The sequence below is a fragment of the Rhodococcoides kyotonense genome (assembly GCF_900188125.1).
GTDB classification, from domain to species: domain Bacteria; phylum Actinomycetota; class Actinomycetes; order Mycobacteriales; family Mycobacteriaceae; genus Rhodococcoides; species Rhodococcoides kyotonense.
Map to the genome: position 1 here is coordinate 1 of NZ_FZOW01000032.1, position 13589 is coordinate 13589.

Below are 13589 nucleotides of genomic sequence, written 5' to 3' on the forward strand. Positions count from 1 at the left end.
AATCATTCGCTGCCTCAAACGAGCCGTCGCCCGCGAAATGTTTCAGCTCCTGACCCGAAAAATCACTACTTGACAGTCATAGGAGCATCACGAGGACTTCGAATTCCCCTACGTAGTCCTGTGCGGAGAGTGCGTCGAGCTGCTCACCGACTGTGTGGACGGCGTTGTAAGTCGGGATAACAACCGATATCAGCGAGAATCGATCCGATTGGTATGTTTCCGTCACCGCATGAGTCAAACATGCACGCGCGCGCCGTCTGTCACCGGATCATCGCCAGTGACGCAGACGACATCGGGCACACTGGATCACGTGAAGAACCTCGCCTCCGGGGAGAACTACCCCGCCCCGTCGTCGACGATGACCGTCTTCGTCGACAGCGGCTTCTCGGTCGACGTGTCCGCTCTGCTGCTCGGCGCCGACGGAGCAGTGCGCTCGGACGCGGACCTGATCTTCTACAACAACCCAGCCGGCCAGGGTGTCGTGTACCGCCGTGACCAGAACCTCCACAGCATCACCGTCGACACCGACAGCATTCCGCCCGACGTCGACAGCGTCGCCGTCACCGCATCGCTCGACGGCAGCGGTCCGACGACCTTTGCACTCGCGGGTCCCGTCTCGACGACCCTCGCCGACGCGTCGGGAAGCCCCGTCGTCGGGTACCGGATCGATGCACACGGCGACGAGTCCGCGCTTGTGTGTCTGGAGATCTACCGCCGCGGCCCCGGCTGGAAAGTGCGAGCCGTCGGGCAGGGGTATGCGGATGGATTGGCCGGTGTCGCACGGGCATTCGGCATCACGATCGACGACGACCCCGAGGCACCTGCTCCGGCACCCACCGCTCCCCCAACAGCTATGCCAGGAGGACACCAGCCGATGAAGAGTGACTTGTTCGCGCCCGCGCATGCCGAGGTGCCCGGCACAGGTATTCAGAAGCAAGGCAGCAAGATGTGTCGCGTCGGAATGAACGGCGAGATCATGGCGCGTGCCGGATCGATGGTCGCGTACCAGGGCGACCTGAAGTTCGAGGCGAAGGGATCGGGTGGTTTCGGTCGAGCCGTTCGACAGGCGTTGTCCGGCGAGGGTGTTCCGCTGATGGCGGTGTCGGGTCGCGGGGATCTGTTCCTCGCCAACGCCGCTCAGGACGTCCATCTGATCGACCTCGACGGTTCCGACGGACTCACGATCAACGGCTCGAACGTCCTGGCGTTCGATTCGACGTTGTCGTACGACGTGAAGCGCGTCCAAGGAGCTGCGTCCGGCGGCAATGCAGGCTTCTTCAACTGTGTCTTCACCGGCCGCGGACGCATCGCGATCACGACCGACGGTGTCCCGGTCGTCCTGAACGTCGACCAGCCGACATTCGCCGATCCGCAGGCAGCGGTCGCATGGTCGTCGAGCCTGTCGACACGAGTGAAGAAGAACGACTCGTTCGGTCTGGGAACGCTGATCGGTCGGTCTACCGGCGAACGGTTCACGCTCGAATTCGTCGGTCGGGGATTCGTCGTCGTGCAACCGTCGGAGCTGCCGCCGGGCGGCCTGATCGGCGGCACCGGCAGTGGCGAGCAGGCAGGCGTCGGTGGTGCGCTGGGCGGTCTACTCGGCCGCTGAGAACGACGAATGAAACGAAAAAGCCCGCCCCCGTGAGGGAGCGGGCTTTTTCGCAGCAGTGAATGCTTACTTGGCCTTTTCGAGGACCTCGACCAGTCGCCAGTGCTTGGTGGCGGACAGCGGGCGGGTCTCCATGAGCTGAACGCGGTCGCCGACGCCGGCGACACCGTTCTCGTCATGTGCCTTGACCTTGGTGGTGCGACGGATGACCTTGCTGTAGAGCGGGTGCTTGACCCGGTCCTCGAGCTCGACCACGATCGTCTTCTCCATCTTGTCGGATACGACGTAGCCGATCCGAACCTTGCGGTTGTTGCGTCCTTCAGTCACAGTCTTTTCCTCGCTCATGCCGCGTCACCTGCAGTGTCGTCGGCAGGACCTGTGGCCAGACCGAGCTCACGCTCACGCAGCACCGTGTAGATGCGCGCGATCTCGTGGCGGACGGTGCGCAGTCGACGGTTGTTGTCCAGCTGGCCGGTAGCCATCTGGAACCGAAGGTTGAACAGCTCTTCCTTCGACTCACGCAGTTTGGTGACCAGCTCTTCACCGGTGAGCTCGCGAAGCTCTGCGGCTGGGGTTCCGGTAGCCATCAGAACTGCTCCTCCCTGGTGATGATGCGTGCCTTCATCGGCAGCTTGTGGATTGCGCGAGTCAGGGCCTGACGCGCGGTGGCCTCGTCGGGGAACGAGAGCTCGAAGAGCACCCGGCCCGGCTTGACATTCGCGACCCACCACTCGGGCGAACCCTTACCGGAACCCATGCGGGTCTCGGCAGGCTTCTTGGTGAGCGGGCGGTCCGGGAAGATGTTGATCCAGACCTTGCCGCCACGCTTGATGTGGCGAGTGATCGCGATACGAGAAGCCTCGATCTGACGGTTGGTGATGTAGGCGGGCTCGAGAGCCTGGATGCCGTAGTCACCGAACGTCACATGGTTGCCACCCTTGGACGCACCCGATCGCTTCGGGTGGTGCTGCTTCCGGTGCTTGACCCGGCGTGGGATCAACATCGTCAGCCCTCCTGATTCGGCTCGGTCGAGGCCGGAGCCTCTGCGGATGCCGCGCGGCCTGCCTCGGTGCTGGTCGCGGTGGTGCCCGAAGCACCGGAACGACGCGGACGCGAGGGACGCTCACGGCGCGGGCGGTCGTTGCCTGCAGCAGGTGCAGCAGCGGCCAGCTCACGACGGCCACCGACGATGTCGCCCTTGTAGATCCAGACCTTCACGCCGATACGGCCGAAGGTGGTCTTGGCCTCGTACAGCCCGTAGTCGATGTCCGCACGAAGCGTGTGCAGCGGCACACGGCCTTCGCGGTAGAACTCCGAGCGGGACATCTCGGCGCCGCCGAGACGGCCGGAGCACTGGACACGGATGCCCTTGACGTTCGGCTGACGCATGGCCGACTGGATGGCCTTACGCATTGCGCGACGGAATGCGACGCGGTTGCTGAGCTGCTCTGCAACACCCTGAGCCACGAGCTGAGCCTCGGACTCGGCGTTCTTGACCTCGAGGATGTTGAGCTGAACCTGCTTGCCGGTCAGCTTCTCGAGAGCTCCGCGGATGCGGTCGGCCTCGGCGCCACGACGACCGATGACGATGCCCGGACGTGCCGTGTGGATGTCCACGCGAACACGGTCACGGGTGCGCTCGATCTCGACCTTCGCGATACCCGCGCGCTCCATGCCGGTGGCGAGGAGCTTACGGATCGCGACGTCTTCCTTGACGTACTCCGAGTACTGCTTGTCTGCGTACCAGCGCGACTTCCAGTCAGTGGTGATACCCAAGCGGAAGCCGTGCGGGTTGATTTTCTGACCCACTACTGAGCCCCTTCCTTGGACGCCTGGCCCTTGCGGCGGTTACGGCTGGTCCCACCGGTCTTGGGCAGGCTCTCGACGATCACCGTGATGTGGCTGGTGCGCTTGCGGATCCGGAATGCCCGGCCCTGAGCGCGCGGCTGGAATCGCTTGAGGGTTGCGCCCTCGTCCACGAATGCAGTCGCGACGACCAGCGTGCTGGGGTCGAGATCCAAGTTGTTCTCGGCGTTGGCCGCTGCGGACGCGATCACCTTGGCGACCGGCTCGCTGGCTGCCTGCGGCGCGAACTTCAGGATGTTGAGCGCGTCCTCGACGGAGCGCCCGCGAACCAGATCCACGACGCGACGTGCCTTCATGGGCGTGACGCGTACGTGCTTCGCGACGGCCTTGGCAGTCGGGTTGGCGGTTTCGGTCTTGCTCATCGCCTCTTCGCCTTCCGGTCGTCCTTGATGTGACCCTTGAACGTGCGGGTCGGTGCGAACTCTCCGAGCTTGTGGCCGACCATCGAGTCGGACACGAACACCGGCACGTGCTTGCGACCGTCATGGACGGCGAAGGTGTGACCGATGAAGTCGGGGAGAATTGTCGAGCGACGGGACCAGGTCTTGATGACCTGCTTGGTCCCCTTGTCGTTCTGGACGTCGACCTTCGCGAGGAGGTGATCGTCTACGAACGGGCCCTTCTTCAGGCTGCGTGGCATTCTGAACTCCCTCCTAGCGCTTGTTCTTGCCGGTACGGCGACGACGGACAATGAGCTTGTCGCTCGCCTTGTTCTTGCGGGTACGGCCTTCAGGCTGTCCCCAGGGGCTGACCGGGTGGCGACCACCGGAGGTCTTGCCCTCACCGCCACCATGCGGGTGGTCGACCGGGTTCATGACGACACCACGGACGGTCGGGCGCTTGCCCTTCCAACGCATGCGGCCGGCCTTGCCCCAGTTGATGTTCGACTGCTCGGCGTTGCCGACCTCGCCGACGGTTGCGCGGCAGCGCACGTCGACACGACGGATTTCACCGGACGGCATACGCAGCGTGGCGTAGGTGCCTTCCTTGCCGAGGAGCTGGATGCTCGATCCGGCGGAGCGGGCCATCTTGGCGCCGCCGCCCGGACGCAGCTCGACTGCGTGGATGGTCGTACCCGTCGGGATGTTGCGCAGCGGCAGGTTGTTACCCGGCTTGATGTCGGCGCCTGCGCCGGCCTCGATCGGGGATCCCTGGCTGATGCCCTTGGGTGCGACGATGTAGCGCTTCTCGCCGTCCGCGTAGTGCAGCAGTGCGATGTTGGCGGTGCGGTTGGGGTCGTACTCGATGTGAGCGACCTTGGCCGGCACGCCGTCCTTGTCGTTGCGACGGAAATCGATCAGACGGTACGCGCGCTTGTGTCCGCCACCCTTGTGCCGGGTGGTGATACGACCGTGTGCGTTACGTCCACCGCGACCGTGCAGGGGGCGAATCAGCGACTTCTCGGGCGTGCTGCGAGTGATTTCCGCGAAATCGGAAACACTGGAACCGCGGCGGCCCGGAGTGGTCGGCTTGTACTTACGGATTGCCATGAGTCTTCTCGTCCTTATATCCGAAGAGTCCCAGTCGCTTACGCGACCGGACCTCCGAAGATCTCGATGGGCTTGCTGTCGGCGGAGAGCGTTACGAGCGCACGCTTGGTGTCCTTGCGCTTGCCGTAACCGAATCGGGTCCGCTTGCGCTTGCCCTGACGGTTCTGCGTGTTGACGCTGGTCACGGTGACGTCGAAGATCTTCTCGACGGCGATCTTGATCTGCGTCTTGTTCGAATCCGGGTGCACCAGGAAGGTGTAGGTGCCTTCCTCGATCAGTCCGTAGGACTTCTCCGAGATGACCGGCGCCAGCAAGATGTCACGGGGATCGGCGATGGTGGTCACTTGGTTCCCTCCTCGTTCTTCGCAGGCCCTGCGATGAACGTGTTCAGCGCTTCCACGCTGAAGATGACGTCATCAGCTTCGAGCACGTCGTACGTGTTGAGCTGGTCGGGTGCGATGGGATGCACACCTTCCAGGTTCTGAACGCTCTTCCACGCTGCGGTGTCTTCACGTCCGACGACGAGCAGAACCTTCTTGCGATCCGAGATCTCGGCGAGGAAGGTCTTCGCGCCCTTGGTCGACGGAATCTGGCCGGCAACCAATTCGGTGATGACGTGGATGCGCTCGCTGCGAGCCCGGTCGGAGAGGGCTCCGCGCAGAGCGGCTGCCTTCATCTTCTTGGGGGTCCGCTGGCTGTAGTCACGCGGCTGCGGTCCGTGAACGGTTCCACCGCCGACGAACTGCGGAGCGCGGGTCGAGCCCTGACGAGCGCGGCCGGTGCCCTTCTGCCGGTACGGCTTCTTGCCACCGCCGCGAACCTCGCCACGAGTCTTCGTGGAGTGAGTTCCCTGGCGAGCAGCAGCGAGCTGTGCGACGACAACCTGGTGCAGCAACGCGATGTTGGCAGGTGCGTCGAAGATTGCCGACGGAAGATCGACGGTGCCGTTGGTCTTGCCACCGGCTTCCTTGACGTCCAGCGTCAGGTTGGTCTTCTTCTCGAGGCTGGTCATGCCCGTGCACCACCCTTCAATGCAGACTTGACGATCACGACGTTGCCGCGACGGCCCGGGATTGCTCCCTTGATCAGAAGCAGACCGTTCTCGTTGTCCACCTTGTGGACCGAGAGGTTCTGCGTGGTGACGCGGTCGCTACCCATGCGTCCGGACATGCGCATTCCCTTGAACACGCGGCCGGGGGTTGCACAACCACCGATGGATCCGGGGCGACGGTGAACAGCCTGTGCACCGTGGCTCGCACCCTGACCGGCGAAGCCGTGGCGCTTCATGGTTCCGGCGAAGCCCTTGCCCTTGCTGGTGCCGGTGACGTCGACGTATGCGCCGTCCTCGAACACAGCGGCGGTGAGCTCCTGGCCGACCTCGAACTGCGAGGCGTCGGCGACGCGGATCTCCACGACGTGGCGGCGAGGCGTGACGCCTGCCTTCTCGAACTGGCCGGTGGTCGGCTTGTTCACCTTGCGCGGGTCGATCGCACCGAATGCGACCTGGACAGCGCTGTAGCCGTCGCGCTCCTGCGTGCGGATCTGGGTGACCACGTTCGGGCCTGCCTTGATCACGGTCACGGGAACGACGCGGTTGTTCTCGTCGAAGACCTGGGTCATTCCGAGCTTGGTGCCCAGAATTCCTGTCGCAGGCCGATTCTTGTTATCAGTCATCGTTGTCTCCGCGCTCACTGGATGTTGACGTCGACACTGGCAGGCAGATCGATGCGCATGAGCGCGTCGACCGTCTTCGGGGTCGGGTCGAGGATGTCAATGAGCCGCTTGTGAGTACGCATCTCGAAGTGTTCGCGCGAATCCTTGTACTTGTGGGGCGAACGGATGACGCAGTACACGTTCTTCTCGGTCGGCAACGGCACCGGTCCGACGACGCGGGCACCCGTACGGGTGACCGTCTCGACGATCTTGCGCGCTGACGCATCGATCGCCTCATGGTCGTAGGCCTTGAGCCTGATGCGGATCTTTTGTCCCGCCACGCTTAGTGTCCTTTTCTTGCCGCTTGTCGTAGAACCGGCCACTTGGCCTGCTCCACCTCGTATGCACAGTCCCCGAGTCGCTCGGCTCGACGCCGATGGGACTCGAACTGCCTTCGTGCTCGCACGACGAACCGAACGTTGGCGATCAGGGGGGACCCGATCCGTTGCCGCTGTTCATCTGTCATGGTTCTCCGGTCCACGCGGTCGGGCGTGTCGTATTTCTACTCATACTTCGACCGCTTACTCTTCTCCGAAGCCCCTGGCGCGAAAGCCATCGGTGCATCTCCGAGCTGGCGAACCGGACGCACTCACTTGGAGTGCTGGTTCCGTTCTGCTTTTCTTACCTGGTGGAGGCCGCACAGAAGCGCGTCCCTGTCCAGGCAACCCGACCAGTATGCCGTACACCGGCCCTGAGTACAAATCCGACCCGATTGCGCAGCGCACGAAGCGCTCACCCGACCTTACTCGGCGGTAAGGTTCGGCCATGACCTCGACATCGACATCGACGACAGTCGGTCCGACGCTACGGGCCTGGCAAAGACTCCCTCGCAACCCTCTGGGCCAGGCAGTGTTCTCCGTCGGCATGTGCCTTCGAGTCCCCTACTTCGGCACAATCCTCCCCCGCGTTCGTTCACTCGAACCCGGCAGGTGCGAAGTCACCGCTCCGAAGTGGTGGGGCATCCGCAACCATCTCGGGACTTTCCATGCGATCGCCGCGTGCAACCTTGCCGAGGCCGCCATGGGCATGCTCGCCGAGGCCACGGTCCCGACGACCCATCGCTGGATCCCCAAAGAGATGACGGTGCGCTATCTGACCAAAGCGACTACCTCGCTCACCGCGGTGGCCGAGGTCGATCTACCCGACTTCGAGAAGATCGACGACGGTACGGACCTCGTCGTTCCGGTCAGGATCACGGACAAGAGCGGCACCGAAGTGGTGCACGCGGACATCACGATCTGGATATCGCGGGCCTCGGGCGATCGACACAGGTGACGGGCTGCGCTCCATACTGGTGGGATGACAACGTACGACGCGGTGGTGGTCGGCGGCAGCGGTGCCGTGGGGAGTCTGATCGCGCAACTCCTGGCGTCCGACGGATCGACCGTGCTCACCGTCGATCGAGTAGCACCGCAGCACTCCGAAACCGGAGTTCATCATGTCGTCGGTGACGTGCTGGCACCGGACCCAGAGCTCGAAGCGATACTGGGGGCCGCCCCCATCGTCGTGCTCGCTGTACCGGAATCCATTGCCCTACAAACGGTTTCACTACCACTGAAGCCTACGACCCTTCTCGTCGAGACCCTGTCGGTGAAGTCCGGCTTCGCACAAGCGGTCCCGGAGGAGACGGGGCCCGTACTCGGAATCAACCCGATGTTCGCCCCGTCGCTCGGCATGGAAGGCCGACCGGTCGCCGCGGTCACTCACAGGCCGGGGCCCGAGGTCGATCGCTTCCTGCGCCGAATCGAGACGTGGGGCGCACGCGTCGTCGAACTCGATGCGGACGCTCATGATCGGCTCGCGGCTGCGACGCAAGCTCTGACGCATGCCGCCGTTCTCGCGTTCGGCTCGGCGTTGAGCGACCTCGGGGTCGATCCCTCACTCGTCGACGCTGTCGCGCCGCCTCCCGCCCGGACGCTGCTCGCGCTCGTTGCCCGTGTGTCCGGCGGTGAACCCGAGGTGTACTGGGACGTTCAGGCCGGCAATCCGTATGCGGCCGCCGCTCGCTCGGCGCTGGCGAACGGACTTCGCGAGCTCGACGCCGTCGTCACCACGGGCACCGAGGCGGACTTCACCGAAGTGATGCACAGCGCGGGCGCATCGGTGCCGAACGGTGACATCTATCGAGCCTTGTGTTCCGACCTTTTCGGTACGGTGCGAGGAAGCACCACGTGATCGAGGACTCCAGCATGATCCAGAACCCCTCACTACCCGAGTACGACGCCGATGATCCCGTCGAGAGCGCCGTCGTGACACGTCTGGCCGGGAACTGGGGACATCGGGCGACCGTCAAGAAGAACGAACCCGATCTGAACGACCTGTTCGACCTCACCAAGCACGACTTTCCCGAGGCGTTGATTCCGTTCGCGGAACACGACACGTACCGGGATCTCTCGGAGGCTCGGCGCGAGAAACTGCGTGCGTGGGGCTGGATCGCCTACAACACGAACGTCATGGACGTCGAACAGCACGTGGTGAACCCAGGGTTCTCATTGCTGGCGCAGGACGCGTTCGACACCGGCTTGGGTGACGTCCTCTCGGTCGCCGTCACGCAGGCCATGGTCGACGAGCAGTACCACACGCTCATGCACCTCAACGCGAGCGTGTTGACTCGTCGACGCCGCGGGTGGGCTCTCAGCACGCGTGACCTTCCCTTGTGCGCGACCGTCCGTCGGCGTCAGGAAGCGCAGTCGGCGGCACTCGATCCTCGAAGCGCTGCACTGAGCGCACTCGCATTCACGACGGTGGCAGAGATCTCGATCACGTCGTACCTCGATCTGATCGAGGACAACGAGCTCGTGCAACCGGTCAACCGAGCGACGGTCAGGTTGCACAATCGTGACGAGTACTGCCACGCGTCGATCGCGGACGATCTGGCCGCAATCGTGTTCGAGAAGCTCGACGCGCCCGACCGTCGCACATTTCTCGACGGCCTTGCCGACGGCATGGATGCGTTCTCGAGCACGGACTTCTCGACGTGGGAGGCCATTCTGCGCTCCGAGGAGATTCCGAACTACGAGGCGATGCTGGCCGAGGTCGAGACCGACGGCAGCAGACGGCACCTCATCCAGGATTACAGCGGCATCAGGTCCCTCTGCCGAAAACTCGACGTCGAGGACGAAATCGGTATCGACTGGCAATGAGCGTTGCCCCGGGTTCGCTGTGACCGCAGGTAACATTTCGACGGTACTTCTCGAACCCTTCGAGGAAGCCCCATGCCCCCGACCGTACGGAGAATCGATGGCCTTGCCCGAGGACGCAGCTGTACTGGTGGAGGACGTCCACAAGTCTTTCGACGACGTCCATGCACTCCGCGGGATCAGCTTCTCCGCACCTCGCGGCACGGTTCTGGGGATTCTCGGCCCCAACGGCGCGGGCAAGACCACGACGGTCAAGGTCCTGTCGACGTTGATCAAGCCCGACCAGGGGCGGGCCTTCGTCGCGGGCCACGACGTGGCCGCGGATGCTCCTGCAGTGCGCCGGTCGATCATGATGACCGGGCAGTACGCCGCGCTCGACGACACGTTGTCGGGCCGCGAGAACATCGAGTTGTTCGGTCGTTTGATGGGCCTGGACAAGAAGGCCGCCCGTGCACGTGCGGAAGCACTGCTCGAAGAATTCGACCTGGTCCACACCGGCAAGAGGCCAGTTCGCGGCTACTCGGGCGGCATGCGACGACGCATCGACATCGCCTGCGGTCTCGTCGTCCGTCCGAAGGTCGTGTTTCTCGACGAACCGACGACCGGTCTGGATCCTCGTTCGCGTCAAGGCGTCTGGTCGCTGGTGGAGGCGTTGAAGGCGCAAGGCATCACGGTTCTGCTGACGACGCAGTACCTCGAGGAAGCCGACGTGCTGAGCGACAACATCATCGTCATCGACAAGGGCACCGTCATCGCCGAAGGCACGTCCGACGAACTCAAGGCAATGACCGGCGGGAACTTCTGTGAGGTCGTTCCGTTCGACCCGGACGAGCTGCCCAAGGTCGTGCAGGTTCTCGGCGAACTCGTTCCTGCGGCCGTGGCACAGGACCTGGCTCCGGGCGCCGACAAGTTGTCCATCCCGGCTCCCGACGGTGCCGCGACGCTGTCCGAGGTTCTGCGACGCATCGATCAGGCCGGCATTCCGCTCGCGGACATCGCGCTGCGTCGTCCGTCGCTGGACGATGTCTTCCTGACGCTGACCGGCCACACCAACCCCGTGCCGACGCCGTGACGACGGCCGAGCGAGATACGCGTGCCACCGAGGGCGGTGAAACGCGTTCGCGTCGTAGAAGATTCGAACCGTCGGGCTTCGTCCAGTGGCGCGTGCTCACCGCTCGGACAGTGCGGACGATGGTCAAGAAGGGCGAATTGCTCGTCGCGGTCATCGCGCCGCTCATCTTCACCATCGGTTTCTATCTACCGCTGAAATTCGTGATGTCCTTCCAAGGCATCGATTACGCCCAGTTCCTGATGCCCATCATCGTGCTGCAGGCGATGGCGTTCACGGCCATCTCGTCCGCGCAGCGCGCATCGACAGAGGCTCTGACGGGATTGTCGACGCGGCTCAAGACGATGCCCGTGGTCATCGGTGCACCGTTGATGGCCCGTATGAGCAGCGCTTTCCTCCGGTCGACCGTGACGTTGACGGCCGCTTTGATCTACGGCCACGTCATCGGCTTCCGGTTCAGTGCAGGCCCGCTGCAGGCCGTCATGTTCGGCGCGATGGCCCTGGCCATCAGCACTGTCCTGTCGTTCGGTGCCGACGCTATCGGCACGCTGTCGAAGAGCCCGGAGGCGACCAGTCAGGCGTTGACGCTGCCGCAGTTGATTCTCGGAATGGCGTCGACCGGCTTCGTGCCGGAGACGGGGTTCCCCGAATGGATCCGGCCGTTCGTCCGCAATCAGCCGATCTCTCAGTTCTCCGCCGCGATGCGAGACATGGCCGAAGGTGCCATCACCTTCTCGGTGATTCTCCCGGCACTGCTCTGGATCATCGGATTGAGCGTCGTGCTGATTCCGCTTGCCCTGTGGGCGAGCCTGCGACGGAAAGAGTGAGCATGACCGACCTTCACCCCCATCGCACCGAACCGAGCGCACTCGAGTTCCCCGAAGTCGAGCATGCACTGCCCGAGTCGTCTCCTCGCGCGCTCTGGACGCACAGCCTGATTCAGGCGAAGAGGCTGCTCATCCGCTGGTCGCGTGATCCAACCACGATGATTCAGGCGATTCTGTATCCGGCTCTGATGCTCCTGATGTTCCGGGTCGTCCTCGGCAACTCGATCACCATGGCGACCGGTCTGCCTGCCGTGTACGGCCAGGTACCGCTGATCGCGCTGATCGGCGCGATGTTCGGATCGATCGTCAGTGCCGTCGGGCTCAAAGGGGAACGGAACAGCGGCCTGCTCTCTCGCTTCTACACGCTGCCCACGCACCGCGCCGCCGGACTGCTCGGACGCATGATGGCCGAAGCGGTCCGGGTGCTGGTCACGACGATCGTGATCGTCGCGATGGGCTTCGTGCTCGGCTTTCGGTTCAACGAAGGGCTGCTCGCCGGCATCGGATTGATCCTGCTTCCCATCGTGTTCGGTCTGGGTTTCGCGGTCATGGTCACGTTCCTCGCGACGGCAGCCAGCGACGCACCTCTGGTCGAGCTGGTCTCGATGCTGTGCACGCTGCTGTTGTTCTTCAACTCGGGGTTCGTTCCCGTGGCCGCGTACCCGACCTGGCTGCAGCCGATCGTCGCCGCTCAACCGATGTCGTGCGCGGTCGATGCCATGAGGGCGCTCGCGTTGGGCGGACCGACACTGGTTCCGGTCCTGCAGACGCTGGCGTGGTCGTTCGGCCTCATGGCCGTGTTCCTGTTTCCGGCGATCCGCGGTTACCGTCGCGCATCGTCCTCGGCGTGACCAACCGGAGCACACGTCACGATGTGTAGCCGTCGACTTCTCTGGTTACTCCCCTGCCACGGACCCGCTCCCGCAGACGGGATTGACGCAGGAGAAGCATGCCCGAGGGTCGAAGTTCCACACCGCACGTGACCGTCGTCGTTCCGACGAAGAATCCCATTCCCCTGCTCGACGAGCAGCTACGAGGCCTGGCGAAGCAGGATTACACAGGCGTCGTCGACGTCGTGATATCGGACAACGGCGGCAACGGTGCATTGGCCGAGCACGTCGCATCACATCCGCTGAAGGACCTTCTGTCGCTCACGTACGTCGACTCGTCGGACAGTTCCGGCGCGGCCCATGCGCGAAACCGCGGCGTCGAGAAGGCAACGGGAGAGTTTCTCGCGTTCTGCGACGCCGACGACGTGGTCCATCCGGTGTGGATTCGCGAACTGGTGGCGTTGGCACAGGAGCACGACCTGGTGGGCACCGCCGTCGAAACGGCAGGCCTCAACTCCGACAAGGCTTTGTCGTGGACGCCGACGACGCCCCCGGAACGACAGGGCAAGTCGCCGTTCCTGCCGTTCGCGATCGGGGCAAGTCTCGGCTGCTGGGCGTCGGTCTACCGCGAGATCGGCGGCATGGACAACAGGTACGCGACGAGTCAGGACGTCGAGTTCAGCTGGCGGGCTCAGCTGGCCGGTTACTCCCTCGGCTTCAGCCATCGCCAACTCGTCTCGTACCGACTGCGCGACGAGTTCAAGCCGCTCGTCCGACAGTCCTATCGGTTGGGGTACGGCTTCGCGAAACTGCAGGGCGACTACCGCGATCGGGGATGCCCACCGGTGAGGCTCCGACGCGTTCTGTACTGGTGGACCCTGCTGCTCCTGGGCAACCCGCTTGTGCCCTCGTTCATCACCCGTATCTCGCGTGGGCAGTGGGTCAGGGCGGTCGCAGCGCACACGGGCGAGATTCGCGGCGGAATAAGATACCGCACATTCGGGTGGTAGCAAGTTGCTTTCTTCGTCGATTCCCGTGATGCTGG

19 protein-coding genes are annotated in these 13589 nt (G+C 63.9%); 8 read left to right on the top strand and 11 right to left on the bottom strand.

The window, feature by feature from the left end; all coding sequences use genetic code 11:
- Positions 1 to 301: 301 nt before the first annotated feature.
- Entirely contained in the window at positions 302 to 1609 is a 1308-nt protein-coding gene (locus tag CHB96_RS28275) for an AIM24 family protein (RefSeq protein WP_089252674.1), read from the top strand.
- A gap of 66 nt (positions 1610 to 1675) precedes the next feature.
- On the opposite strand, the gene rpsQ is transcribed toward CHB96_RS28275, so the two are convergent.
- Genes rpsQ through rpsJ form a run of 11 tightly spaced genes read right to left on the bottom strand, consistent with a single transcriptional unit; the run spans position 1676 to position 6959 of the window.
- Positions 1676 to 1954 (bottom strand): 30S ribosomal protein S17, encoded by a 279-nt coding sequence (gene rpsQ, locus CHB96_RS28280; protein ID WP_089252652.1) that lies wholly within the window; start codon positions 1952 to 1954, stop codon positions 1676 to 1678.
- On the bottom strand, positions 1951 to 2196 hold the full coding sequence (gene rpmC, locus CHB96_RS28285) for a 50S ribosomal protein L29 (RefSeq protein ID WP_019663551.1): 246 nt from the start codon (positions 2194 to 2196) through the stop codon (positions 1951 to 1953). The genes rpsQ and rpmC overlap by 4 nt, the downstream gene beginning before the upstream one ends.
- Positions 2196 to 2612, bottom strand: a complete 417-nt coding sequence (gene rplP, locus CHB96_RS28290; protein ID WP_089252654.1) for a 50S ribosomal protein L16 — start codon at positions 2610 to 2612, stop codon at positions 2196 to 2198. Before rplP ends, rpmC begins: the two co-directional genes overlap by 1 nt.
- Positions 2613 to 2614: 2 nt before the next feature.
- A complete protein-coding gene (gene rpsC, locus CHB96_RS28295; RefSeq protein ID WP_019663549.1) occupies positions 2615 to 3418 on the bottom strand; it encodes a 30S ribosomal protein S3 in 804 nt (267 codons plus the stop codon).
- Positions 3418 to 3837: a 50S ribosomal protein L22 gene (gene rplV / locus CHB96_RS28300; protein WP_068432312.1), complete on the bottom strand. Its 420-nt coding sequence runs from the start codon at positions 3835 to 3837 to the stop codon at positions 3418 to 3420. Before rplV ends, rpsC begins: the two co-directional genes overlap by 1 nt.
- Positions 3834 to 4115 (bottom strand): 30S ribosomal protein S19, encoded by a 282-nt coding sequence (gene rpsS / locus CHB96_RS28305; protein WP_008718309.1) that lies wholly within the window; start codon positions 4113 to 4115, stop codon positions 3834 to 3836. The genes rplV and rpsS overlap by 4 nt, the downstream gene beginning before the upstream one ends.
- A gap of 13 nt (positions 4116 to 4128) precedes the next feature.
- Positions 4129 to 4965 (bottom strand): 50S ribosomal protein L2, encoded by an 837-nt coding sequence (gene rplB / locus CHB96_RS28310; protein WP_089252656.1) that lies wholly within the window; start codon positions 4963 to 4965, stop codon positions 4129 to 4131.
- Between the two features lie 38 nt (positions 4966 to 5003).
- A complete protein-coding gene (gene rplW / locus CHB96_RS28315; protein WP_068432316.1) occupies positions 5004 to 5309 on the bottom strand; it encodes a 50S ribosomal protein L23 in 306 nt (101 codons plus the stop codon).
- Complete coding sequence (gene rplD / locus CHB96_RS28320) at positions 5306 to 5977, bottom strand: 50S ribosomal protein L4 (protein WP_089252658.1); 672 nt, start codon at positions 5975 to 5977, stop codon at positions 5306 to 5308. The genes rplW and rplD overlap by 4 nt, the downstream gene beginning before the upstream one ends.
- Positions 5974 to 6639, bottom strand: coding sequence for a 50S ribosomal protein L3 (gene rplC / locus CHB96_RS28325; RefSeq protein ID WP_089252676.1), 666 nt, complete (start codon positions 6637 to 6639; stop codon positions 5974 to 5976). Before rplC ends, rplD begins: the two co-directional genes overlap by 4 nt.
- Positions 6640 to 6653: 14 nt before the next feature.
- Positions 6654 to 6959, bottom strand: coding sequence for a 30S ribosomal protein S10 (rpsJ, locus tag CHB96_RS28330; RefSeq protein WP_003938093.1), 306 nt, complete (start codon positions 6957 to 6959; stop codon positions 6654 to 6656).
- Between the two features lie 484 nt (positions 6960 to 7443).
- Between rpsJ and CHB96_RS28335 the strand changes: the two genes are divergently transcribed.
- The 7 genes from CHB96_RS28335 (at position 7444) to CHB96_RS28365 (ending at position 13554) form a co-directional block, all read left to right on the top strand.
- The gene (locus CHB96_RS28335) at positions 7444 to 7953 is read left to right on the top strand and encodes a hotdog fold domain-containing protein (protein WP_089252660.1); all 510 of its coding nucleotides are present in this window, start codon (positions 7444 to 7446) and stop codon (positions 7951 to 7953) included.
- Between the two features lie 24 nt (positions 7954 to 7977).
- Positions 7978 to 8853: a prephenate dehydrogenase dimerization domain-containing protein gene (locus CHB96_RS28340; protein WP_089252662.1), complete on the top strand. Its 876-nt coding sequence runs from the start codon at positions 7978 to 7980 to the stop codon at positions 8851 to 8853.
- Positions 8854 to 8867: 14 nt separating this feature from the next.
- On the top strand, positions 8868 to 9821 hold the full coding sequence (locus CHB96_RS28345; RefSeq protein WP_089252678.1) for an AurF N-oxygenase family protein: 954 nt from the start codon (positions 8868 to 8870) through the stop codon (positions 9819 to 9821).
- A gap of 97 nt (positions 9822 to 9918) precedes the next feature.
- Positions 9919 to 10890, top strand: a complete 972-nt coding sequence (locus CHB96_RS28350; protein ID WP_089252680.1) for an ATP-binding cassette domain-containing protein — start codon at positions 9919 to 9921, stop codon at positions 10888 to 10890.
- On the top strand, positions 10887 to 11714 hold the full coding sequence (locus CHB96_RS28355; RefSeq protein ID WP_089252664.1) for an ABC transporter permease: 828 nt from the start codon (positions 10887 to 10889) through the stop codon (positions 11712 to 11714). Before CHB96_RS28350 ends, CHB96_RS28355 begins: the two co-directional genes overlap by 4 nt.
- Positions 11715 to 11716: 2 nt before the next feature.
- The gene (locus CHB96_RS28360; protein WP_089252666.1) at positions 11717 to 12565 is read left to right on the top strand and encodes an ABC transporter permease; all 849 of its coding nucleotides are present in this window, start codon (positions 11717 to 11719) and stop codon (positions 12563 to 12565) included.
- 98 nt (positions 12566 to 12663) lie between these two features.
- Entirely contained in the window at positions 12664 to 13554 is an 891-nt protein-coding gene (locus CHB96_RS28365; RefSeq protein ID WP_089252668.1) for a glycosyltransferase family 2 protein, read from the top strand.
- Positions 13555 to 13589: the final 35 nt, after the last annotated feature.